Source organism: Microcoleus sp. PH2017_12_PCY_D_A, assembly GCF_020738565.1.
Lineage (GTDB): Bacteria > Cyanobacteriota > Cyanobacteriia > Cyanobacteriales > Microcoleaceae > Microcoleus.
In genome coordinates this window covers 1-22977 of the sequence record NZ_JAEQCI010000033.1, presented here as the reverse complement: position 1 = coordinate 22977, position 22977 = coordinate 1, and the positions used below count along the sequence as shown (strand labels likewise).

The window sequence follows — 22977 nt, the reverse complement described above, 5'->3', positions numbered from 1 at the left end:
TCCGAACGATCGAACATTTTTGCGGACTGAAGTCCGCACTACAAACTTATAATGATCTCGCATTTAAAATAAACTGATGTTTCAATAAGTAACGTTCGTAGTGCGGACTTCAGTCCGCAAAAATCTGCGGACTGAAGTCCGCACTACAAACTTATAATGATCTCGCATTTAAAATAAACTGATGTTTCAATATATTGTTAAACGTTTGCTGTTATCTTATCTTTATATGAATTTACCTTAACAAACAGTATGGAGAGCAATCAGCAACCTGCCAATCATCAGCCACAAATTATTTTGATTACCGGGAACATGGCTGCCGGAAAATCAAGTGTGGCCCAATCACTTGCCGAACGGTTGCCCAAAAGTGTCCACCTTCGCGGCGATATCTTTCGTCGCATGATTGTGAACGGACAGGCCCAAATGGCGTTAAATTTGTCAGCAGAGGCATATCAGCAGCTTCAACTGCGGTATCACCTGGCAGCAATGGCAGCGCGACACTATCTCCAGGCTGGTTTTACGGTCGTTTATCAAGACATCATCATTGGTTCGGCACTGGCTGAGGTACTTGCCACTTTCCACGATGTGCCGTTGTCCGCGATCGTTCTGTGTCCGAAGGCAGAAGTTGTAGCTGCACGGGATGCAGCAAGAACGAAAACCGGATATGCCAACGAAACAATGGTTTATGCCTTCGATCGCATTCTCCGTACCGAAACTCCTCGCCTTGGCTACTGGCTGGATTCAACCCATCTAACGGTAGAAGAAACGGTCGATCGGATTTTGGCAAATTTGCAAGGTGAATGAGATCGAGTGATGTTTCAATATATTGTTAAACGTTTGCTGGGACTATTGCCAGTTCTGTTCGGAATCACTCTGCTAGTATTTGCTTTTTTGCACCTGATACCCGGAGACCCAGCTACAGTGCTTTTGGGAGAACGGGGAACTCCCGAACAGGTGGAAATTTTGAGGGCGAGATTGGGTCTGAATCAGCCTTTACCTTGGCAATATTTGGCTTTTTTATGGAGTTTGATTCGATTCGATTTGGGAAATAGCATTATTAGCGGTATACCGATTGTTGATGAAATTAGAAGTCGCTGGCCGGCCACCTTGGAATTGTCTGTGGCGGCGATGTTATTGGCTCTTTTGGTGGGAATTCCGGCGGGGATTTTGGCTGCTGTTCGGAAAAATAGCTGGCTGGACAATCTGACGATGAGCGGTTCTTTGATTGGGGTATCTTTGCCCGTTTATTGGTTGGGTTTGATGTTGATTTATTTGTTTGCTGTTTCTCTGAAATGGCTGCCCCCTAGCGGGCGAATTAGTGTGGATTTGGGGTTTGGTTTTAAGTCGATTACGGGTGTTTATGTTGTGGATTCTTTGCTGAGGTGCGATTTGGCGGCTTTCCGGGATGCGATCGCCCATCTCATCCTCCCAGCCTTGACTTTAGGAACAATCCCCTTGGCGATAATCGCTCGGATTACTCGTGCTGCGATGCTGGAAGTGCTGGCGCAAGATTACATCCGCACGGCGCGGGCTAAGGGTTTGCCGGAATTTTGGGTGATTTTGAGACACGCTTTGAAAAATGCGTTTTTGCCGATCGTCACAACTATAGGTTTGCAGTTCGGCACGCTTTTGGGTGGCGCGATTTTGACTGAAACAATTTTCTCGTGGCCGGGAATTGGTTCCTGGATTTACAGCGGGATTCTGACGCGGGATTACCCAATTGTGCAAGGAGGAGTAATCTTTGTGGCTGTGACTTTTGTGCTGATCAATCTGGCGGTTGATATTTCCTATGCTTTTTTTGACCCGAGAATTCAGTACCGTTAATTAGAAGGGAAGTTCTACAGAAAATGCTTGTTTAACATCCGGCTGTAGCAGGTAGTAAATGCTAGCAATGGCAAAACCCAGAGATAGAAAATTGACTGCTGTACCTGCGCTACCAAACATTTTGGCAATTTGCGTGACGACGGCGATGACATGGATAATTAATGTTCCAGTCCAAGCCCATTTTTTTAGTTGAAGCAAACCCCATGCTAAGACTAGGGAAATAATTCCGATAATTATCGCGATTCCAGCAAAAATTGCAATGAAGCCGCCGATGACAGTGCCAACTTTTGCGCCGAATCCAACTGCGCCGAGACCGCCTAAAACGCCTGCAAAAAGTAAGATGAACAAGCCGTCAAGCAGACTGAAGATGCCACTAATTAACTGTAAGATTGCCAGAACTGTAACGCTTTGAGGACGATTCATGTTGAAGCTTTTCCATTTTCAACGGATTTGCAAAATATTTTAACCTGTTGCGGACACAGGGCACATAGATATTCAGGAGTTGGACAGGGTACGATCGACAAACGGGTTTATGAGATGTCAGCGTCTTCATACTGTGTAGTTACCGGGCGCGCACTGTGCGATCGCCCTACAAGACAACCCACGACTTACTGGAAGCCGATCGCCCGCGCGGCAGATCCCGCCTCCGCAGAAAGTCAGTTGAGTGCGATCGAAGTTTGAACTTACCTCTTGAGACTGAAAAAACTTAACATTATTTAATAAGTTGCAAAGATTAGCTATAATTGTTTACAGGTGCTGGTTGGGGAACTTTTTTTAAATCACCCGATCGGATGAGTCTGAAAGACGATGTCGCGCATCAGCAAAAATTTTACCTTTAAGGTAATCCTGAGATTTAATTAGGTGAGTCGGTATGATCGTTAGCCCCAAAAAGGAAACTGCTCAGGTCAAGGTGGAAGATACTCAGATTGCAGACACCAAGACCCCAGAGACTAAAATTGCAGATAACAAAATCGCCCAAAAGCAGTCCCCTAAGAAAGCTGCGCGGAAGATGCCGCGGTGGGCGATCGGTTTGGTTGCAGCCGGGTTGCTAGCTGTACCGACTACCTTATATATAGCAAAGAGTCGATCGCAGCCGAAAGTAGATGCGATCGCAGCGATGACAGTGCCGGTGGAAGCGCAAAACCTGACGGTGCGGATCACGTCTAGCGGGACGGTACAACCCGTACAGCGCGTGAATCTCAGCCCGAAAGGCTCCGGCCGGATCGCAGAGTTATTTGTCGAACAGGGCGATCGCGTCGAAGCAGGACAAATCGTTGCTCGCATGGAAAGCCGCGACGTGGAAGCTCAACTGGCTCAAGCTAAAGCCCGCGAAGCCAGCATTCGAGCCAAACTTGCAAAAATAGAAGCCGGAAATCGATCGGAAGACATCGCCAGCGCCCGCGCGCGTTTAGAGCAAGCCCAGGCTAGTCTAGCGCAACTCCAAGCCGGAAGTCGCGTCGAAGAAGTTGCAGGAGCCCGAGCCCGTTTGCAGCAAACTCAAGCCCGCTTGCAGCAACTGCGAGCCGGCAGCCGCGTGGAAGAAGTCAGCCAAGGGCGAGCTCGTTTAGCCCAAGCTCAAGCTCGTTTAGCAGACGCTCAAACTGGCAGTGTCAAACAAGAAATTGCCCAAGCACAAACGCAAATTGAATCGAGTAAAGCTCAAGCCGAACTAGCAGCTCAGCGGGTGGAACGCAACCGCCCGTTAGTGCAAGAAGGTGCTCTTGCTCAAGATAAACTCGATGAACTGATTAAGGAAAATCGCACTGCCAAAGCTAGAGTAACAGAATCTCAAAAACGCCTGCAACAACTGCAAGAAAGTCGGGAGTCGCAAATCCAGCAACTCCAAGCTGCTGTGGAAGTCGAGCAGCAAGCATTGAAGCAGTTGCAAAACGGCACGCGATCGGAAGAAATTACCAAAGCCGAGGCAGAAGTTGCTGAAGCTAAAAGCAAATTAGCACAAACAGAAAACGGCAACCGTCCAGAAGAAATTGCCAAAGCCGAAGCTGCAGTTGCTGAAGCAAAAAGCCAATTAGCCGCCCAAGAAAACGGCGCTCGCCCGGAAGAAGTAGCTCAAGCTCAAGCTGAATTAGCCGAAGTTCAAGCTCAAGTCCGCTACCAAGAAGTACAGTTAGAAGATACGAAAGTTCGCGCTCCTTTTGCAGGAGTTATTACCCAAAGATACGCGATTCAAGGAGCTTTTGTAACTCCTGCAACTTCGGCATCGGAAGCTACTTCGGCTACTTCGACATCGATTGTCGCTCTGGCTAGAGATGTGGAGGTTTTGGCGAAAGTCCCAGAGGCAGATATCAGTCAAATTAAACCGGGTCAAGTTGTTGAAATTGTGGCTGATGCTTATCCAGATAAAGTGTTTAAAGGCAAGGTTAAGTTAATTGCGCCGGAAGCTGTTAAGGAACGGGATGTGACGCTGTTTCAAGTGCGGGTGGCCATTGACACGGGCAAGGATTTTTTGCAGTCGGGGATGAATGTTGACTTAAGATTTGTAGGTCAAAAGCTTAGCAATGCTTTGGTTGTTCCGACTGTGGCCATTGTGACGAATAAGGGTCAAACAGGCGTGCTGGTTCCCGACGAGAAGCAGCAGCCGAAGTTTAAGGCTGTGACTGTTGGATCGACTATTGGTAACAAGATTCAGATTTTAGAGGGTGCTAAGGCGGGCGATCGGGTTTTTACTGAACTTCCTCAAGGTAAAAAACTTGAGGATATTATTAAGAATCAGAAATAGTCATGGGTCATTAGTCATTGGTCATTAGCCATATCATGTCCGGTGGATTGAGCACAATCAGATTGGTTTGTAGTGCGGACTTCAGTCCGCAACCGTATAGCGGACTGAAGTCCGCACTACAAACCGTTTTTGTTATGGTAATCGGCAAAAAACCCGGTTTCTTGGGTTTTGATGAGTAAGTCCTGCAATCCAAAATCCCCAATCGAAAATCCAAAATCCAAAATCTAAAATCGAATTATGGATATTGTTGAAAGTGTGAAAATGGCTGTCACAACTTTGACAGCCAACAAGTTACGCAGCAGCTTGACGATGTTAGGAATTATCATCGGTAATGCTTCCGTAATTTCGATGATCGGTATCGGCGAAGGAGCTCAAACCTATATTGCGGGACAAGTTAACTCTCTCGGGTCAAATTTGCTGTTTATCATTCCCGGAAGTCCTGACGCGCAAAGTCGCCCGGTGATTCCTCCTCAGACTTTGGTGTTGGAAGATGCTGACGCGATCGCCTCTCAAGTTCCTTCTGTCGAAAAAGTCGCACCCACTCTCAATGACAGTCAAATCGTTACTTACCGCAATAAAAACGTTTCGTCTTCGATTGTCGGAACTACTCCCGAATTTCTCTCGGTGAGAAGCTTTGATGTTGCTCAAGGTCGTTTTTTAAACAAGCTAGATTTAGAAAGACAAGAAAATGTAGTTGCTTTAGGTTCGGAAGCTGCTGAACAATTGTTTGGCAATACGCAGCCTGTCGGTCAATATGTTCGCATCAAAAACGCGACTTTTCAAGTCATTGGAGTGATGCAGGCTAAGGGTTCGAGTTTTGGCGACAATCAAGATATGAATGTTTATTTGCCGCTAACAACGATGGCTAATCGTATTGTCGGGCGTTCGTCTCCCTACGGTACTAAGGTGACATTTATTTCGGTGTCTGTGAAAGATGAAACTTTGATGCGGGCGGCGCAATTTCAAATTGAAAATCTGCTGCGCTTGCGCCACAATATTACTAAAGAGGATGATTTTACTGTCCGAAATCAGAAGGATTTAATGAAGACTTTGGGCAGCATTACTGGTGCTTTGACTCTGATGTTGGCTTTTGTGGCGGCAATTTCGCTGTTTGTGGGCGGCATCGGGATTATGAATATTATGCTGGTTTCTGTTACTGAACGTACTAAGGAAATTGGACTGCGAAAGGCGATCGGGGCTTCGCCTCAGGATATTCTGATTCAGTTTATGATTGAGGCTGTGATTTTGTCGGCTGCTGGTGGCGCGATCGGTACTGGATTTGGTATCGGCGGTGTGCTTTTAGTGTCGGCTTTTACTCCTCTGCAAGCTAGTGTGTCTCCAGTGGCGATCGCCCTTGCGGTTGGTGTTTCTGGCGGTATCGGCTTATTCTTCGGCGTTGTACCTGCAAAACAAGCTGCTAAATTAGACCCGATTGTCGCGTTGAGAAGTGCTTGAGAAGTCAGTGGTTATGGGTTATTAGTTCTTGGTTATTGGTTATTTGTTGTTGACAATTCCCAATTACAAATAAACATCTCCCATAATTTTTGTGGAACAGGCATCCTGCCTGTTTTTGAATGTCTTTTTGGTGCGCACTGCGCACCCTACTCAAATAACTGAAGTCCTCACTACAAACCTCATTGAAGATTGGAAGGACTGAAGTCCTCACTACAAACCTCATTACCAAGTTATGAATTTTCTTGAAAGTGTTAAAATGGCCGGTCAAACACTGCTAGCAAACAAAACTCGCAGCAGCTTGACAATGATTGGGATGATTGTGGGAAATGCCTCGGTAATTGCGATGATTGGGATTGGAGAGGGTGCTCAAAATTTTGTGGGCGGACAAGTTAAATCCCTGGGGACAAATGTATTGATTGTGAGACCCGGAGTTCCTAATGTTAGCCGCAGTTCGACTAGAAATGCGCCTCAAACGCTGATAGTAGAAGATGGTAAGGCGATCGCAACTCAAGTCCCGTCGGTGCAAGGCGTCTCTGCTGAACTAAACAGTTCGGAGATTGTTCGCTACGGTAATAAAAATGTTTCGTCTCTCATATTTGGCACAATTCCCGAATTTCTGACTGTCAGAAACTTTGAGATGGCTAAAGGGCGATTTTTGACTGAACTTGATGTCAAGCAAAACAATCAAGTTGTGGTTCTCGGTTCAGAATTGGCCGAAAAATTATTTGCTAATACCAATCCCCTGGGCGAACAAGTGCGAGTCAAAAATGTCAGCATGAAAGTAATTGGAGTATTTGCGGAGAAAGGGACATCTTTTGGTACGAATTATGATAACTCGGCGGTTGTGCCGATCGCCACAATGGCCAACCGCATTGTCGGGCGCAAGTCTCCCTACGGTTTGGCTGTCACTTCGCTGTTTATTTCGATTAAAGATGAGTCGAAAATGGATGCGGCTCAATTTCAGGTGGAAAACTTGCTGAGATTGCGGCACAAGATTACCACAGAAGATGACTTTACTGTCAGAAATCAGAAAGATTTAATGGCGACAATGGGTTCGATTTCCGGGGCGCTGACACTGATGTTAACTGCTGTTGCTAGCATTTCGCTGTTGGTGGGCGGCATTGGAATTATGAACATTATGCTGGTTTCTGTCAGCGAGCGCACCCAGGAAATTGGGCTGAGAAAGGCGATCGGGGCTTCCCAACACGATATCTTGTTTCAATTCATTATCGAAGCTGTAATTTTATCTGCCGCCGGAGGGATCGTTGGGACTTGCGTAGGAGTCGGCGGTATCTTGCTGGTAGGTAATTTCACGCCCCTGCAAGCTGGTATTTCGCCTGTGGCGATCGCCCTTGCTGTTAGCGTGTCCGGTGGCGTCGGTCTCTTCTTCGGCGTGATCCCGGCCCGTCAGGCGGCCAAACTCGACCCGATCGCAGCCTTAAGAAGTGCTTAACAAATAATCGCGCACATAGCATACTTAAGTACATACCTGCACAAGTACATACATAATGTTACTGGTTGATGCTAACCGCGATATATATATGTTGAAAAATTAATAAAATTAGTCGGATGGTAAATTTTTAGCAACAATAATGTACTTTAAATAAAAAATTAATCGGAAACTTTATCAAAATGAGTGAAACATTAAAGATTCAATGAAGTTTCACTCAGGGGATTTACTTACTTAAGAAAAGGCCTAATAATCTAAACTACGAGCAAACACTCATAGCATCGATCGATGGCTATGAAGGTTGGCTATTTGATTAAAATTATCCAATAAAAACAATGGCTTCTATTACCAGCAGTCCCAAATTCGACTTTCTCGAAGGAACTTCAGGGCCAGACACAATTAACGGCTTGGATGGCAACGATATACTTTATGCCAAGAGCGGAGACGACTTGCTCCTAGGCGATCGAGGTAAAGACAAAATCTGTGGCGACTCTGGTAACGATACAATTGCTGGCGGCCTAGACGACGATATGATCTGGGGTGGCAAAGGCAACGACCTGATGTTTGGCGACTCCGGCAACGACACTCTCTACGGCGGTGCAGGCAGCGATACCATCAGCGGTGGTGAAGGCAATGACATATTTGCGATCGGCAAAGGCAACGGCGGCCAAACGGTAGCCACAGCAGACTACATCACCGACTTCGAGAAGGGCAAGGACAAAATTCGCTTGCTCAATGGTCTTACATTTAACGACTTAAACATCCAACCAGGCACAGACGCTAACAGCAACAGCACGGTAATTCAAGACAAACTCACAGGTGAATATTTAGCAGTATTGCAGGGAGTCAATAGCAGCACCGTCACCCCCGACAACTTCGCAACTCACCTTTCGGGAAACTGCATCAGAGAGTCGAACGGAATGATGCTCGACGCCATCCGGACAGCCGGCACCCCGCCTCCAGTAGCCTCCCGCAACATGGCAATGGTTCACGCGGCCATTTACGACGCTGTTAACTCGATTACCAAAAAATACAGCCCTTACCGCGTCAATATAGATGCACCAGCGGGGGCATCAGAAGAAGCTGCGGCTGCGGCGGCTACCTACCGCACTCTGCTTAGCCTGTACCCTGCACAAAGCATCAAATTTGATGCAGCATACGCATCGTCTTTAGCAAAAATTCCCGATGGGAAATCGAAACAAGACGGAATCGCGATCGGACAACAGGTTGCTGAGAAAATTATCAGTTGGCGCAGTACAGACGGCGCGAGCAAAGTAGTGCCGTACACGCCCAAAACCGAACCCGGCAGTTGGGTGCCGACTCCTCCCGCCCTGGCCGCGTCGCTGGCGCCCCAGTGGCCCGATGTGACTCCCTTTGCGATGACTAGCGGTTCCCAGTTCCGCCCGTCGGGCCCGCCCGCCCTCGATAGCGCCAAGTACGCAGAGGAGCTCAACTTCGTCAAAGAAATCGGCAAAGTTGACAGTCTGACGCGGACGCCGGATCAAACTGCGATCGCCAAATTCTGGGCCAACGGCGCTGGGACGTTTACTCCCCCCGGCCACTGGAACCAAATCGCCTCAGAAGCATCGGCCCTCACCGGCACCTCGTTGGAAGATAGCGCCCGCTTGTTCGCCCTGCTAAATATTGCCGAAGCCGATGCAGCTATTAGCTGCTGGGATGCTAAGTATCAGTACAACTTCTGGCGGCCCGTGACAGCTATTCGCCAAGCTGACACAGACAACAATCCCAACACAACAGCCGATCCTCTGTGGACACCGCTGCTGATAACTCCGCCCTTTCCTGAGTACACATCGGGCCACAGTACCTTTAGCGGTGCAGCGGAACCAGTTTTGAACTCTGTATTTGGTTCGGATTTTGGCTTTGCAGATAAGGGAGACAAGTCTGTTAACAGCCTGCGAACCTTTGACAACTTTGCCCAAGCGGCCGACGAATCGGGGATGAGCCGCCTTTACGGAGGCATTCATTTCATGAGTGCTAACGTAGATGGTTTGAGTGCGGGTAGAAATATCGGTAACTATGTGGTTCAGAATTTCTTGGTTTAGGAAAGTGGCGAGTTGATGGAAAATGGAAAATTTTTGATTTTCGATTTTCTGAGTTGGTGCATCGCTAATTTTGCAAATGTATGAAAACAAGCACTGCGTACCTTAGCGCTATCAGTAGCGCGTCAAGCCATTTTTGGGTATTAGGATCGGGAATTAAATAATTTATACAAGGAAAGTGGGATGGGCGTCCCGCCCGTTCAGAAAGGACGGGCGGGACGCCCATCCCACAAGAACCATCAAATTATAAATTATTTAATTATCATTCCTTAGTGTTAACTATTCGAGTAATTCCACAGTGCCGAGATATCCGTCTACTCGGACTTTTTGACCGTCTCGAAAGCGCGTTGTAGCTTCAGCAATATTCATCACTGCGGGAATTTTGTACTCGCGAGCGACGATCGCGCCGTGAGACAATTGGCCGCCAACTTCGGCTACAATTGCCTTTGCTCCCAACAGTAGCGGCGCCCAACCGGCATCGGTGTAGGGCACTACGGCGATCGCATTTTCGCCTAATTCTGTGGTGACACTCCGGCAAATCTTCACAAAACCTTCGACGCAGCCGATACTGGCGGGGATTCCCTGCATGATACCGGTTGCCGATGTTGCGGGGTCGATCGACCTTTGGCGAGAATTGGGCAGCAAATTGCCGTAGACTACAGGGGGAATCTGGCGATCGCGATCCATCAACAGGCGATCGCGCCTCAGCCTAATCGTCTCCTGAAAACAAACACTCGCACCGCTGCGAATCCACTGCTGAATCTCCGCAAATTCCAGATAAAAAATATCTCCTGGTTCTTCAAACACCTGCATTTCCAATCCGCAACTTTCAATTTCCAGAAAAGTCCAGCGGAGGTGAGCCAACAACCGAGCATAAATTTCGCTAATTTGGTTTTTGACTGTAGCTCGTTCCTGACATTTATTTAAACGCCACTTCTGAGCAAAAGTCAAGCTTAATTTACCAGTTGCTGCTAAATTAGGAACAGCAGGTTTTTGAGCCATAGTTACCAGCAATTTGCGGTAAGTTTCCGGCTGTTCCCGCCAAGTTGGAACAGCGATATCCGTTCCAACTTCGCTCAAATATCCGTAAAGATCGAGCCACTTTTCAAAGTCTGCTTGCAAAGCCGGACTTTCAGCAAATATCAGTGCTAAATCTGCGGCTGAAACATTTTCGCCTGACTGGTAAATAGCAACTTCTCGCAACTTGTCAGCCAACTGCTGCAAAGCTCGTACCGAAGCAATTTCAGGAGCATTTTCATTGTCAAGCCATTCATCGTCAACGCGAAAAATTGCTTTGCGAATTGCCAGCCCGATCGGCCCTAGGATATTGTAGTAAGTAATCGGCTTCAGCCACTCCTGAATTTGCTCAGATTTATCCAACAACTGCGACAAATACTGATATTTCTCTCGCTCTTCCCTCAACATCAATCCGTTAAATCCCGTACATTGCTCGTTGCCAAACATCTGGACATCCGTTAAATCCGCTACATAATCCGTTGCCGAACTTCCTTCTTCCTTCAAAAGACTTTGCAGTGCGGGGAGGAAAATAGAACTGCGATCGCCCGCAAAATCTGCATTGAGCGCCCGCTCACGCTGCACCAGACGCCACAAACCGGGTAAAGAGGGCAAAATCTTCCCCAAAGGCGGCTTACCCATCTTCTGGCCTCGGAGCAAAAACTCCAAACCCTGCTCCGGCAATCCCATCATCCGAAAGATTTCGCCCAACAAAGTCGCGTTAAAATAGGCGTGAGAACCCAGCAAAGTCGCCGTTTCGTTGAAATTTAGATGAGCAGCTTTCTCGCCCAAAACCACCCGAAAAATCTCTCCCCAAACCCCGCAAGTGAGCGGCCGATTAATCGACCAAGTTAGCGGGCGAATTGCACCAGGAATCACTTCAGCGGCAATAGTGCGAGTCCAAAAAGGTTGCAAATTAGTAATCGGGCGGCTTTGCAAAATCCAAACTTTTTCCCCATCCCAACTCCACTCAATATCCTGCGGGATGCCGTGAAAAAAAGCTTCGATTGCTTGCGCTTGTTTGACCAATTCTGCTATAATTTGTTTGTCAATAATTGAACTAATTTCAAGTTCGCTTAAATTGTGTTCTAAAGTTTCAGGCGTGCTAAAATCAATTTCCAAATGCACCGGAGTAACTTGTCCGCCGACAACAGATTCCGCACCTCCCGGCAAAGCTTCAATAATAATCTGGGAACCGCCGTCTAAAGGATTGCGGCTGAACATGACTCCCGCAACTTTGCCCTCAATATAAGGCTGAATCAAAACAGCCATTTGAGTATCGGGGAGTTGTCGCTGGTGGCGGTAAGCCACAGCTTCGGAACTCCAATAAGACTGGCAGCAGCGGTTAATTGCATCAAGCAATTCTGCTTCAGTCAAAACAGGGCCAATAGTTTGATATTGTCCGGCGGCGGAACTCGTATCGCCGTCTTCTCCCGCTGCCGAAGAGCGCACAATTATGCGGTTGGGAATTTTCGCTTTCAGGTTGTGGATAACAGAATTACTGATGGAAAGGCGATCGGATTTTCCCTTATTTCCTCTGGCTATTTTCTTGTTCTTAACATCCGTTAAATCCCGTACATTGCTCGCTGCCGAACTGCCTTCTTTCTGCTTTCTTCCATCCGCTACAAAATCCGCTGCCGAACTGCCTTCTTTCTTATTTCTTCCATCCGTTACATCCGCTACAAAATCCGCTGCCGAACTTCCTTCTTCCTTCAAAGATGCCAAAATCCAGCCAGAAGGAACATTAAAACCAGCGCGTTTTAGCTGAGATAATTTAGCAGCCTTTTCGCCGCAGATTCCAGCATCCAGCGAATCATCGAGAGAAAACAATTGTTCCGATTTAGATAAAGCCATATCATCACCCTGACTGAGATTAATTGCAGCTAATAAAACTCCCAATCCTGCTGCTGCTAACAATTCCGGCACAGATTGACGCCACACCCAAACCCAGATGGGCGTGCACAGACAGCCTCCGCGGGAAGCAAAGAGTCTCGCCCGATCGCCCTTTTGCCACCACCGCCGTGCCAAACCCCACACCAGCAGCCCCCAAATGCCAGAAGAGACAGCCACCGGTGGCGAAAACACCAAAAGACCCCAAACAGCGTTAGTCACGCCTCCACCTCGGGCGATCGCGTATCTGGCCGCCACTAAAGGAATTAAAAGGGCGATCGCGATCGCAGGTGAATCAGGAAACCAAAATCGCCCCGCCAAAACCGGCAGAATACCCCTGGCAATTTCCGCCAACACCGCAGCAATCCCCGCCAACTTCCCCCCGTGAATAAAAGCAGCCGACACGCCAACATTCCCCGTGCCCAACCGCCTCAAATCTTTACCGCCCAACAGCCGCACCGCCCAGCGAGTCAGCGGCAAAGCACCGAGAGCAAAACTGGCGGCTAACAGAAGTGCGATCGACAACAGCGGCATAAAACAAGCCCTCTAATTTCAATCTCTAAGTATTATGGCTGCAATTCACTCAATTTTTCAGTCTTCCGATACATTGCGCGATCGCCAATAGCATATAAAATACTAGAGAAGTACAGTAAATAAGGATTTGAACCTAATGGTAGATCACAACCTAATGATTCCCATCGCAGTTCTTGGTGTTGGATTTGTGGCTGCGGTTAGTATCGGCTCCATTGCGTGGTACAACTCCAAGCGCCCCCCGGGTTGGGAATCCAAAGAACGGCCTGATTTTGTTCCCAAAATTGATAAAGATGATTTGATGGCAGATGTTTCTGAGTCCAAAGGCAAATAAAACAAACTTTCTTTAGACGAAGACAAGCTGGGTGAGGACTTGTGGATTAATGAGAAAACTTTGTCATTGCCAGCCCGAGTGCCGCAAGTTAAAGTCCTTAATTTTCCATTTTTAGCACAAGTCCTATTTTTAGAAATCTTAATTAAAAAAATATCTACGCAGTCTTGAATACCACTGGTGTAAGATTAGAAATAAATTCTAGGTACGTAGTTGCGCTTCAGCGCTCTGGAGAAGATATAATGGGAGCATCTCAGTGCCGTCTAATCTGCTAGCAATAGCAATCTCTGCTACTTTGTCGATCGCCTGTTCCCCTAAACTCCGATTTTGTTCGAGCACGCTTTCAATTCCTACCTACATATTGTTAAAAAAATAGTAGATAATACCTAAGTCAGTTAGCGTCTTCCTCTCGACAGGTGTCTCGTCTAAAAAAAACTCAGCTAAAGACAGAAGGTTTTCAGTTTCGTTGCCGAAATTAATCATCGGCATTCAAATAAGTTTTTTTTGAAGAGCAAGAAATCACTGTCGGTGTGGTTCAGCTCGATATAAATAGCAACAGCAAGATCGATCGCCCTTACATCGCCGTTTTTGTGCGTTGTAAAGGCAGAAACAATCAAAAAGTCGGATTTTTGGCAAAATAATTTTCGAGAAGCTCGATCGCCCGCTACAATACACTAAGAGCCGGCACCGCCTTTTGCAATGAATCCAGAATCAACTCTCGCCAGACTACAAGCTACACTTCCCGACGGAAAACTGCCTTCTAGCTACGGGGTATACTTCAAAAACACCCTAGTAGCCCTGTGTCACGCCCTAGAAGACCACATATTGCAAACCAGCAGCGGGGACGATCTCGCACTCAAACCGCTGGTTTTGGTGACATTTCAGCAGGGAAAATGGTATTTGCAAGAAGCCGATCGCTACCTGGATATTGCTAATGCCTCTCGACAGGTTGTCATCGGTGCAGTCGCCGACAGCGGTTTCGCTACCCACAAAACCGGTCAATTAGAAAATGTATCTTTAATAGAACTCGATGAGCTCGACCCGATAATTCAAGAATGGAATTTAATCATCCTCGCCCCAACCTACAAAGCAATGGTGCTTTGTCGCGAACTTACGGCCGAGGAATACTTACCAGAAGGCAAGCCAGAAGTCGATACAGAGCGAAAATTCTACGGTTTGTGGTCGTTTGACCAGTCCTTGGTGTCAGCGGCAGCAGAAATTTTTATAGAACAAACGCGACATTATAATTCCTCTCTAGCCGACAGTTTGCTGGAAATTCATCACGAAATTCTTGCAACCAAAGGCCCGCCCCTGGCAGACATTAGCGGCGTAGTCACCCGGATCGTCACTTACCTGCAAAGTTCTCAGCAGCAAATGGTGGCAATTAACCGCCAAACTCGCGATTTGTGGGAATTGGAAGGTCAAGCTTTGCGCGTCAGCCGCAATTTGAACGCCAACAAACTGCAAGCTTTTCTGCGGATGGCCCAGCGCGTAGACGAACGCGACACCTCAAATCCCACAGCTTCTTTGCAGGTGGCGGCTTTGTCGGAAACTTTGGGTCAATTGTTGGATTTGCCGGCTTTGCAGTTGCGGAGGCTGCGGCTGGCGGGATTGCTGTTTCGAGTCGGCTTGGTGTCGGCGCCGAATGAGGTATTCGATCGCACTTCCGATCAATTCGACCAACAGACTCTGGCATTTTGGCGCGATCGCAGTTTCATCGGTTCCCAACTCCTGCAAGCAATGCCGGAACTAGCACCAGTCGCCGAAATTGTCAAGCACAAACTCGAAAATTGGGACGGCAGTGGCAGACCCGAGGGTTTGCGAGGCGAAGATATACCCATTGCTTCGCGGATTGTGGGCTTAGTCGCTTGTTTTCAAGATTTGACTCAACCGCGGGGCGATCGTCCGGCTTTGAGTTTGACCGAAGCTTTGGAAAAGTGCCGGGAACAGTCCGGTACTCGCTTCGATCCGGCTTTGGTGGAAACTCTCGGGAATGTCGTCAGACTCGCAGACATGGGTTTGATGGAGTTACCCACGCGCCCCAGCCAACTGCCAAATATCTGGTTGGAAGAGTTGGGCGATCGAACTCCCGCAGCAACTCCGGCATTATAAAATGAGTTCGGTAATTCAGTGGACAGTGGACAGTTATTGTATGGTGCGTCAGGACTACGGATTTAGTACGAATTCCGCAACCTAATTTTCTGTGTACGGCGTGTACCCTAGTAATCGACAACTGACAACTGACTAATGACTAATGACTAATGACTAATGACCAATGACTAATGACTAATGACTAATGACTAAAAACCAATGACTAATGACCTCGAAGCCATACGCCAAGGCAAAATTCATATATTGGCGGGCATGGATTTAGCTGGCGCCGACTTAGCGGGAGCCGAACTCGCCGGTGCCGACTTATCTCAAGCCAACTTGACAGGAGCTAATCTCGCCGGTGCTAACTTGCAGCGGGCGGTACTGCGAGCAAACCTTCGCGGTGCTGACTTGAGCGGTGCTGACTTGCGCGGCGCAGATTTTCGGAATGCTGACTTGCGCGGTGCTTCCTTTGCTAATGCTTTGGTGCGCGATGCAAGTTTTGGGGGTGCTTTTTTGACGGCGGCCTCGATCGGCAATTTGGACTTGAGCGGTGTCGATTTGCGCGGCGCCGATTTGCGCGGCGCTAACTTGGCTCGCGCCATCTTGCAGAGTGCAGATTTGAGCAATGCCAATTTGTCCGGTGCAGATTTGTCGGGAGCTGACTTGGAAGAAGCTATCCTGAATGGAGCCGTACTGCGCGGTGCTAACCTGACGGGGGCTAATTTGCTCTGTGCGGCGATCGAACAAACCGTCTGGGATGGAGCAATTCTCGATCGAGCTTGTCTCCAAGGCACGCCCCTGAGCCCTTAAATTTCAAAAATGCGGTGCACTGAGCGTAGTCGAAGTGTTACTTTCAAGGCCGACAAAAATAACAAGATGTGCTTATAAAGTGAATAAGCACAAGCTATTTTAACATTTCTTAATGAGAGGTTATAATAGCGACTGTAGATGAGCAAACGAATCAATGGTAGCAGCTTTGTTTAGCGGTACATCCTTTCAAGGTCAAAGTGGCGATCGCCTTGTCAGCAAAGTAGCAGGAGCTGCGATCGCAGCCTTATTCAAACGTTCTGAAAAGGCAGAAGCCAACATCCGAGTCGAACCTGTGGCCAAACTCTTGCAGGGAAGCATCGACGGTTTCGACTTCGTTGGCAAAGGTATGTTAATGTACAACGGCCTCCGCATAGAAGTGATGGAACTCTACTTGCAAGCACTCTCCATTGATTTTGGGGCGATTTTTGCAGGTCAAGTTAAATTGCGGCAGCCTACCCAGGCAAATATGCGAGTAGTATTAAGCCGATCGGATTTAACCACCTCATTCAATACACCTTTTGTAGTTGAAAAACTCCAAAAGCTGAAATACCAAGAGCAATCTCTGCACTTTCTAAACACTGAAGTCAGCTTCGGAACAGACAAATCAATTCGGCTTCAGTCCGAAATTACGATCGGCCAGGACAGCGAACCAGTCAAAATAGATATTACAGCTCAATTGCAAGTAGAAGACCGACGCAAAATCCAATTTGTCAGCGTTACTTACGGCGGTGACGGGCAAGCAATAGACTTGGCTCAAGCTATAATTGCCCACGTAAATAACTTGCTAGACTTGGACAAATTTGCCTTAGAAGGCACTCAACTGCGAGTAGACCGCTGTCGAGTTCAAAACGACGAGCTGGTTTTTTACGGTTGGGCTGGCATCGAACAGTTCCCCAAAGGCAAGCGATAAGCCTCAGCCTGCTGAGCTTGGTCTACAAATCTGATTGGTTGGAAAAATTTTATAGCTTAACAAAACAACCCGCCCCGGCGGGTTTTGCTATTTTAGCCACAGTTTTGAAGCTGTGGCGTTGCTAGCCTAAAAACTCTCTGTCTTTTGGCGTATTTCCCGAACTAAGCGGACTAATTGTTAAGTACGTTGTTGCGCTTGAGCGCTCTTTCATAGAGCGCTCAAGCGCAACAACGTACCTGTGCAAAGTAGCTGATTCACGGAGATTCTAGATCTCGCCTCAAAATCAGCACTCAGGTTGAGGCGATCGCCCAAATAGTCTTGATAAAGTTAGAGTGTCTTGGAGACAGCAACCGGGTGTGAGGAAGGAAATTTAGGAGTAAAGGGCGATCGCGAAGATTGGAGAACCCGGTAAATGAGAGTCCCGAGGACGCAAGTCCTATTAAAAAATAAATAGCCTATAAAGAGGAAAAATGCTTGGATTTTATTTATTTGGTCTCTACCTCGCAGTCTTGTCCGTATTTGCCGGGCCCAGCCGCCGCAGCCCGGAGAAATGGTGGGTAGAAATCATCACAGATTTCCCCCACTGTACCTACTATTTTGGCCCCTTCGACACAGACAAAGAAGCATCCAGCAATACTCCAGGCTACATCGAAGACTTGGAAAGCGAGGGAGCCAAAAGAGTTAGCATTCGCATCAAACGGTGTCAGCCTTCGGATCTCACTATTTGCGAAAGTGAATTCTCAGAGAGTATCACTGCTTAATAACAAAAACGGTTCGTAGTGCGGACTTGAGTCCGCAGCCAGAGAGCGGACTTAAGTCCGCGCTACAAACAAAACTGTCCGCAGCCAGAGAGCAAAAACGGTTTGTAGTGCGGACTTAAGTCCGCAGCCAAAGAGCGGACTTAAGTCCGCGCTACAAACAAAATCGTATCTAATATCAGTTCTGTTTGAGTTTTCAATTATCGAAAAAGAGAAATATAAATCATAAGAAGGAAGACAAAATCTTCCGCAACGGTTTCAGCAATTAAGAGCTTCCTCATCGTCGGGCGTGGTTGCTATAACTCAAGCCTCAACAATAAAATTAAGCATCGTTTTATTCTAGTTCTTGATTGGCGTTTTTTTCTATAGGCAGATTACAACTCTCCCTCTTCTCCACCAAAATGCTGATGCTAGCCAGCATTGACTCTCAACAATTACGGAGGCAAAATCAGCACTGAGGACGATCCCATCGAGCTATTTGTCCGGCTAATTTAAGAACAGTAAAAACTACTTGACTTCGGAGATAGCTACTATGTTCGGACTTTATATATTCGCTATGTACATCGCTGCTTTCTGGATACTAACTCAACCGATTGGCGGCAGTAGAGGTCGCGAGTGGTGGGTAGAAGTTGACACAGATTCGCCCAAGCGCACCTATTACTTTGGCCCCTACGAAACCAAGGATGAAGCTTCTAATAATACGAGCAGCTACATCAAAGATTTGGAGAAGAAAGGAGCTAAAAAAATTAGCATTAACATCAAGCAAGGTCGCCAGCCCAGTCAGCTAAAAGCTAGCGATGAGTAAAACCATTTTTTCTCTCATCATACAACAGTAGTCGTAGGGTGTGCCGCCATTGTGCAATCTCTGGCATTTTATCTACAATCTAATAGCGACGCACCTTACACATTGGGCCAACGAAACAAACTCAACAAGTTTCTTGTAGCAACCTTTTTTCTAAGCGGTATTAGCCGATCGCACCAGTTGCTTCTCAGAATTAAGATTAAAGTGCCATCTGGTTTAAAGTGCTGCGGGGATTAAAAGTGCGATTCGCCTTGATTTTCTCGTAGCATTCGCGTTCCTCGACGGTGAGTTCTTTCGGTGGGACGATCGCCACTTTGACCAACAAATCCGTGCGTTCATCTTTCTTCGGTTTCGGCCATCCCTTCCCCCGCAACCGCAAAGACTGGCCGGATCGCATTCCCGCCGGAAATTTTACAACGATCGTACCTTCAGGCGCCGGCACTTCAATAGAAGCTCCCAAAACCGCTTCATCGGGAGTTATCGGCACTTCGCAGACCAAATTCTCACCCTCAAACTGGAAGAAAGCGTGAGGCAAAACTTCTAACTTCAGGTACAAATCTCCCTGCTGCTTCGTGTACGGGTCAACTTGACCTTTGCCTTTCACCCGAATTTTGCTGCCAGTTTTCACTCCCGCAGGAATAGAAACTTCACCAGTAGCGACTCGCTTGGAAGTTCCCCGAAATGCTTCCCCCAGAGTCAGGGAAATTGTCACCTCAGTGTCGCGAGTGCCTCCAGCGCTGCGGTTATCGTAGCCAGCGAAATCTTCAAATCCGCCAAAACCCGCAGGCCCGCCGGTGCTGGTGCGCTGGCTGCTGTAATTCCACTTGCTGCTGCGGCTGCTGCTACTACCCGCACTGCTAGCTGCGCGCCCCAGCAAGGCATTGATAAATTCGTCAAAACTGCCGTACTGGCTGAAGTCAACGCCGCCAAAGTCTACATTCGTACCTGCCCCGCCGCCCGGCCATCCGCTGGGAGCTGCAGCCGCTTGCTTCCAGTATTGACCGTATTGGTCGTATTTTTTGCGTTTTTCTGGATCGGAAAGCACTTCGTAAGCTTCGTTTACTTCTTTAAAACGAGCTTCGGCTTCTTTGTTCCCCGGGTTCATGTCCGGGTGATATTTCCGGGCTAGTTTGCGAAAAGTTTTTTTAATTTCGTCAGAGCTGGCGGTTTTGTTTAGTCCCAAAATAGCGTAATAGTCTTTAAAATCTGTTGCAGCCATTAAGTAATCCTCTCTTTATTAGTTGTTAGTTGTTAGTTGTTAATTGTTAGTTGTTAGTTGTTAGAAAGAATAAATCCCAAATTAGCAGGATGGCTAATTATAGCAACGGCGCCCGACGGTGAGGACGTTCTCGCGTTGCGCCTCTTCCGACTTCCATCGGACTTCTTCCTTCTTCCTTCTTCAAATTATAGGTTATCAAAGTTTTGGACTCGATCGAGTTCGGTTGTTGCTTGCGGGACATCGCAATTTCCGCACCCCGCTGCTGTTGGAGATTTTGAGGTGTTGGCAGCTTCGGGATTTTGGCGCGGTGGCGAGAGCACGTGAGAGCTGAGGCCCCCAGGAAAAAGCTGCTGCGGTTGTGGGCGCGATCGCCCGTCCGGTTGACTCACACTGACGATCGATCTTTTTTGGGTCTTTTTTGCGTTGCCGGTTCGCGATCGAACTTTTCTTTATCTAGCTTTTCGCTCAATGCACATCCTAGCACGTTCTCATCAGCAACTCCCGTCCAATTTGCTACCTTAATTTTGACGAAATTATACCATGAAGCGCGGATTAATTCAACAAGCTTTCGATATATTTTTTTCTTCCCTACTGCTGCTATACTTTTTTATTTTAACAGCACCTACATAAATTTTAGTCACAACAATATAACATAATCAGTCTGCTGTCTGTTAACTAGAACACACACTTTGAGAAAAATTAAGATAAAATAGTAACTCAATAACTTATTAACGTTACGAGGGTGATAATATCATGAATTATTTGCTAAGTTGGCCTTGCGGCTGCTGCGACGATTGGAAAGATAGTTCCGAGAGTTGTGTGGTGCTCAGAAACGGGCAGCGCATTTGTCAGTCGTGCTACGATCGCAAATACAAGAATCAGAAGCAATCCGCCAGACGCAGGCGATCGAACATACCTGTATCACCGCAGACCGTCACAGAGACTGTCCCTTACTAATGCGCCTGAGTTTGAATCAAGCCAAATATTTCGACAGCCTTGCACCAGCAGTTGCCATTAATAATCCACTAAAAAAAATAATTTCGTCATCAGCCATCAGTCATCGGTCATTGGTAATCTGTCACTAATTTATTTATTTATCATCAGTCACTGGCTGGCAGATAACAGATTTTAACTTAAAAAACTAATGACTGACGACTAATGACTAATGACTAATAACTAAATGATAGTTCCATCAGGAATCGTGGCGTTTTTCAGGACTACGACAATGCCGCTGCGGATGTAAAAACCTTGGTTTTCGCGGTTAGCTTCTTCCACTCGGTCTTTATTAATGATTTGAACGTTTCGGCCGATGCGGGCATTTTTGTCCACAATCGCGCGGCGAATTGTAGTATCTGCACCGATACCGAGGGCGACGCCACCGTGATCCAAACTCGAATGGCGTTCCGCGTCGGGTTCGTAGAAGTCAGCACCCATAAGCAGGCTATCTTGAATCGTACATCCAGCTTCAATGCGCGCTCGAACTCCCAACACAGAATGGTCGATCCGGCACTGTTTGAGAATGCAGCCTTCAGCAATAATTGATTCCGTCACGTGAGTATCTAAAAGCTTAGTCGGCGGCAAGAAACGCGGGCGAGTGTAAATCGGCGCATTTTCATCGTAGAAACTGAAAGGAGGCTTAGGCTGTTTTGTCAGCGCCAAGTTAGCATCGTAAAAAGCCTCAATGGTTCCGATATCTTCCCAATAATCGTCAAACAAATAAGCTTGAACGTTGTGGTCTTTTGAAGAAGCTGGAATAATCTCTTTACCAAAATCAGTTTGGTTGGGAGATTCTTTAAGGAGTTTAATCAGAACTTCTTTTTTGAAGACGTAAATCCCCATCGAAGCAATGTAAGGACTTTCCTGAGCCTGCTGCGCTGTCAGTCCCAGTTTAGTCGTATCCACCTGCATTTGTTTGAGCGCATCGCCTTTTGGCTTTTCGCTGAAAGAAATAATGCGTCCGTTGTCGTCGATTTTCATCAAACCAAAATCCGAGGCCCGCTTCTCGTCCATTGGCAAAACCGAGAGGGTGATATCGGCGTTGGTTTCGCGGTGTCTATCCACAAACTTTTGGTAGTCCATGCGGTAGAGGTGGTCGCCTGACAGAATCAAGTATTCGTCAACGTCCCACTGTTCTAGCAGCGAGAGATATTGGCGAACTGCGTCGGCTGTCCCTTGAAACCAGTTGGGGTTTTCCTGAGTTTGCTGGGCGGCGAGTACCTCGACAAATCCCTCGGTGAAGCCAGAAAACTGGTAAGTGCGAGAGATGTGCCGGTTGAGGGATGCCGAGTTGAATTGGGTGAGGACGTAGATTTTGACTATTTCGGAGTTGATGCAGTTGCTGACAGGAATATCGATGAGGCGATATTTACCTGCAAGGGGAACTGCGGGTTTGGCTCGCAGTTTGGTTAGGGGGTAAAGGCGGGTGCCGACACCGCCACCGAGGATGATGGCTAAGACTTTTTTCAAGGAACTTTCTCCCTAGGATCTATGAACTCTCCAAGTCCAGTGTCGGATGGTGAGGGCTTCTTGACAAGGGGGGGAGCGAGGAAGTTTTGAGTAAAAGTTCAGTTGCTGGCGCAGAAACGGGTTGTTTAATCCCTATACTTTGTTCAAAGCCTCGACAAGAGTTAAAAAACTCGGTTTATGAGAGTTGGAGTGCGTCCGGAACTGGAGCGAGCAGTTTTGAGTTGTGAGTCAAAATACTCATGAATAAATAATGTATATTTTCAAAAGTTGGGAGTTGTAAACTACCCCAGCCCTAGAATGGCGGGGCTTTTAAGTAGCCCTGAGCTATTTGTATTGAGCAAACAACACAAATAACCCGAACCTCTGGGGCTGTTTACAGAAGCCCCCACAAGACTTATCATCTTTGCTCCGTTGACGTCGGCATCACCCGACCAGTTACAATTATCACATTTAAACTTTTTCTCGGAACGCCAACCAATATGCAGGCAGCAGTGACACGTTTGAGAAGTATAGGCTGGAGATATTGCTAAGCTGTTTCGCATTTAAATTGTGATAACGGCATTTCCTTTGTTTTTGAGTTTTCGTCCCCATTTGATAATCAATCCTCCTTCATTTAAAAGCTTATG

The 22977-nt window shown here is 47.3% G+C and carries 21 protein-coding genes; 14 read left to right on the top strand and 7 right to left on the bottom strand.

Features of this window, described 5'->3' with window-relative positions; translation table 11 throughout:
* The first annotated feature begins 249 nt into the window (after positions 1-249).
* Positions 250-801, top strand: coding sequence for an AAA family ATPase (locus JGK39_RS10115; RefSeq protein WP_293247890.1), 552 nt, complete (start codon positions 250-252; stop codon positions 799-801).
* Between the two features lie 9 nt (positions 802-810).
* On the top strand, positions 811-1821 hold the full coding sequence (locus JGK39_RS10110; RefSeq protein WP_293247887.1) for an ABC transporter permease: 1011 nt from the start codon (positions 811-813) through the stop codon (positions 1819-1821).
* On the opposite strand, the gene JGK39_RS10105 is transcribed toward JGK39_RS10110, so the two are convergent.
* Positions 1822-2244, bottom strand: coding sequence for a hypothetical protein (locus JGK39_RS10105; RefSeq protein ID WP_293247884.1), 423 nt, complete (start codon positions 2242-2244; stop codon positions 1822-1824). It abuts the gene before it with no gap.
* A gap of 114 nt (positions 2245-2358) precedes the next feature.
* Between JGK39_RS10105 and JGK39_RS10100 the strand changes: the two genes are divergently transcribed.
* The 5 genes from JGK39_RS10100 (at position 2359) to JGK39_RS10080 (ending at position 9529) form a co-directional block, all read left to right on the top strand.
* Complete coding sequence (locus JGK39_RS10100; RefSeq protein WP_293247881.1) at positions 2359-2502, top strand: hypothetical protein; 144 nt, start codon at positions 2359-2361, stop codon at positions 2500-2502.
* A 190-nt stretch (positions 2503-2692) separates the two neighbouring features.
* Complete coding sequence (locus tag JGK39_RS10095; RefSeq protein ID WP_293247878.1) at positions 2693-4561, top strand: efflux RND transporter periplasmic adaptor subunit; 1869 nt, start codon at positions 2693-2695, stop codon at positions 4559-4561.
* 237 nt (positions 4562-4798) lie between these two features.
* The gene (locus JGK39_RS10090) at positions 4799-6016 is read left to right on the top strand and encodes an ABC transporter permease (protein WP_293247876.1); all 1218 of its coding nucleotides are present in this window, start codon (positions 4799-4801) and stop codon (positions 6014-6016) included.
* A 232-nt stretch (positions 6017-6248) separates the two neighbouring features.
* On the top strand, positions 6249-7469 hold the full coding sequence (locus tag JGK39_RS10085) for an ABC transporter permease (protein WP_293247874.1): 1221 nt from the start codon (positions 6249-6251) through the stop codon (positions 7467-7469).
* A 332-nt stretch (positions 7470-7801) separates the two neighbouring features.
* Positions 7802-9529, top strand: a complete 1728-nt coding sequence (locus JGK39_RS10080) for a phosphatase PAP2 family protein (protein ID WP_293247871.1) — start codon at positions 7802-7804, stop codon at positions 9527-9529.
* Between the two features lie 276 nt (positions 9530-9805).
* Here the strand turns inward: JGK39_RS10080 and JGK39_RS10075 are convergent, their stop codons facing one another.
* A complete protein-coding gene (locus tag JGK39_RS10075; RefSeq protein WP_293247869.1) occupies positions 9806-12964 on the bottom strand; it encodes a glycerol-3-phosphate acyltransferase in 3159 nt (1052 codons plus the stop codon).
* A 136-nt stretch (positions 12965-13100) separates the two neighbouring features.
* Here JGK39_RS10075 and JGK39_RS10070 point away from each other — a divergent pair, with 136 nt between their 5' ends.
* Entirely contained in the window at positions 13101-13295 is a 195-nt protein-coding gene (locus JGK39_RS10070; protein ID WP_293247867.1) for a hypothetical protein, read from the top strand.
* 198 nt (positions 13296-13493) lie between these two features.
* Here the strand turns inward: JGK39_RS10070 and JGK39_RS10065 are convergent, their stop codons facing one another.
* Complete coding sequence (locus JGK39_RS10065) at positions 13494-13631, bottom strand: hypothetical protein (protein WP_293247865.1); 138 nt, start codon at positions 13629-13631, stop codon at positions 13494-13496.
* Positions 13632-13991: 360 nt separating this feature from the next.
* Between JGK39_RS10065 and JGK39_RS10060 the strand changes: the two genes are divergently transcribed.
* From JGK39_RS10060 to JGK39_RS10040, 5 genes are all read left to right on the top strand, one after another.
* Complete coding sequence (locus JGK39_RS10060; RefSeq protein ID WP_293247863.1) at positions 13992-15404, top strand: HD domain-containing phosphohydrolase; 1413 nt, start codon at positions 13992-13994, stop codon at positions 15402-15404.
* Positions 15405-15602: 198 nt separating this feature from the next.
* Complete coding sequence (locus JGK39_RS10055; protein ID WP_293247861.1) at positions 15603-16196, top strand: pentapeptide repeat-containing protein; 594 nt, start codon at positions 15603-15605, stop codon at positions 16194-16196.
* A gap of 154 nt (positions 16197-16350) precedes the next feature.
* Positions 16351-17106 carry a DUF2993 domain-containing protein gene (locus JGK39_RS10050; RefSeq protein WP_293247859.1) on the top strand — a complete coding sequence of 252 codons (756 nt, stop codon included), beginning with the start codon at positions 16351-16353 and terminating at the stop codon, positions 17104-17106.
* A gap of 470 nt (positions 17107-17576) precedes the next feature.
* A complete protein-coding gene (locus JGK39_RS10045) occupies positions 17577-17867 on the top strand; it encodes a DUF1816 domain-containing protein (RefSeq protein ID WP_293247857.1) in 291 nt (96 codons plus the stop codon).
* Between the two features lie 529 nt (positions 17868-18396).
* Positions 18397-18669 (top strand): DUF1816 domain-containing protein, encoded by a 273-nt coding sequence (locus tag JGK39_RS10040; protein ID WP_293295467.1) that lies wholly within the window; start codon positions 18397-18399, stop codon positions 18667-18669.
* Positions 18670-18865: 196 nt separating this feature from the next.
* Here the strand turns inward: JGK39_RS10040 and JGK39_RS10035 are convergent, their stop codons facing one another.
* Positions 18866-19885: a DnaJ C-terminal domain-containing protein gene (locus tag JGK39_RS10035; RefSeq protein ID WP_293247853.1), complete on the bottom strand. Its 1020-nt coding sequence runs from the start codon at positions 19883-19885 to the stop codon at positions 18866-18868.
* A 185-nt stretch (positions 19886-20070) separates the two neighbouring features.
* Positions 20071-20274, bottom strand: coding sequence for a hypothetical protein (locus JGK39_RS10030; RefSeq protein WP_293247851.1), 204 nt, complete (start codon positions 20272-20274; stop codon positions 20071-20073).
* Positions 20275-20638: 364 nt separating this feature from the next.
* Between JGK39_RS10030 and JGK39_RS10025 the strand changes: the two genes are divergently transcribed.
* Positions 20639-20842 (top strand): hypothetical protein, encoded by a 204-nt coding sequence (locus tag JGK39_RS10025; RefSeq protein WP_293247850.1) that lies wholly within the window; start codon positions 20639-20641, stop codon positions 20840-20842.
* Between the two features lie 219 nt (positions 20843-21061).
* Here JGK39_RS10025 and JGK39_RS10020 read toward each other — a convergent pair whose 3' ends face one another.
* Positions 21062-22351 carry a glucose-1-phosphate adenylyltransferase gene (locus JGK39_RS10020; protein WP_293247849.1) on the bottom strand — a complete coding sequence of 430 codons (1290 nt, stop codon included), beginning with the start codon at positions 22349-22351 and terminating at the stop codon, positions 21062-21064.
* Between the two features lie 281 nt (positions 22352-22632).
* Positions 22633-22893 carry a zinc ribbon domain-containing protein gene (locus JGK39_RS10015; RefSeq protein WP_366048346.1) on the bottom strand — a complete coding sequence of 87 codons (261 nt, stop codon included), beginning with the start codon at positions 22891-22893 and terminating at the stop codon, positions 22633-22635.
* Positions 22894-22977 lie beyond the last annotated feature (84 nt).

Coding starts and splice junctions, on each gene's coding strand:
- JGK39_RS10115 (WP_293247890.1), top strand. CDS start 250: ATGGAGAGCAATCAGCAACCTGCCAATCATCAGCCACAAATTATTTTG.
- JGK39_RS10085 (WP_293247874.1), top strand. CDS start 6,249: ATGAATTTTCTTGAAAGTGTTAAAATGGCCGGTCAAACACTGCTAGCA.
- JGK39_RS10040 (WP_293295467.1), top strand. CDS start 18,397: ATGTTCGGACTTTATATATTCGCTATGTACATCGCTGCTTTCTGGATA.
- JGK39_RS10100 (WP_293247881.1), top strand. CDS start 2,359: ATGTCAGCGTCTTCATACTGTGTAGTTACCGGGCGCGCACTGTGCGAT.
- JGK39_RS10045 (WP_293247857.1), top strand. CDS start 17,577: ATGCTTGGATTTTATTTATTTGGTCTCTACCTCGCAGTCTTGTCCGTA.
- JGK39_RS10080 (WP_293247871.1), top strand. CDS start 7,802: ATGGCTTCTATTACCAGCAGTCCCAAATTCGACTTTCTCGAAGGAACT.
- JGK39_RS10070 (WP_293247867.1), top strand. CDS start 13,101: ATGGTAGATCACAACCTAATGATTCCCATCGCAGTTCTTGGTGTTGGA.
- JGK39_RS10090 (WP_293247876.1), top strand. CDS start 4,799: ATGGATATTGTTGAAAGTGTGAAAATGGCTGTCACAACTTTGACAGCC.
- JGK39_RS10060 (WP_293247863.1), top strand. CDS start 13,992: ATGAATCCAGAATCAACTCTCGCCAGACTACAAGCTACACTTCCCGAC.
- JGK39_RS10015 (WP_366048346.1), bottom strand. CDS start 22,893: ATGCGAAACAGCTTAGCAATATCTCCAGCCTATACTTCTCAAACGTGT.
- JGK39_RS10105 (WP_293247884.1), bottom strand. CDS start 2,244: ATGAATCGTCCTCAAAGCGTTACAGTTCTGGCAATCTTACAGTTAATT.
- JGK39_RS10095 (WP_293247878.1), top strand. CDS start 2,693: ATGATCGTTAGCCCCAAAAAGGAAACTGCTCAGGTCAAGGTGGAAGAT.
- JGK39_RS10055 (WP_293247861.1), top strand. CDS start 15,603: ATGACTAATGACCTCGAAGCCATACGCCAAGGCAAAATTCATATATTG.
- JGK39_RS10025 (WP_293247850.1), top strand. CDS start 20,639: ATGAATTATTTGCTAAGTTGGCCTTGCGGCTGCTGCGACGATTGGAAA.
- JGK39_RS10075 (WP_293247869.1), bottom strand. CDS start 12,964: ATGCCGCTGTTGTCGATCGCACTTCTGTTAGCCGCCAGTTTTGCTCTC.
- JGK39_RS10050 (WP_293247859.1), top strand. CDS start 16,351: ATGGTAGCAGCTTTGTTTAGCGGTACATCCTTTCAAGGTCAAAGTGGC.
- JGK39_RS10035 (WP_293247853.1), bottom strand. CDS start 19,885: ATGGCTGCAACAGATTTTAAAGACTATTACGCTATTTTGGGACTAAAC.
- JGK39_RS10110 (WP_293247887.1), top strand. CDS start 811: ATGTTTCAATATATTGTTAAACGTTTGCTGGGACTATTGCCAGTTCTG.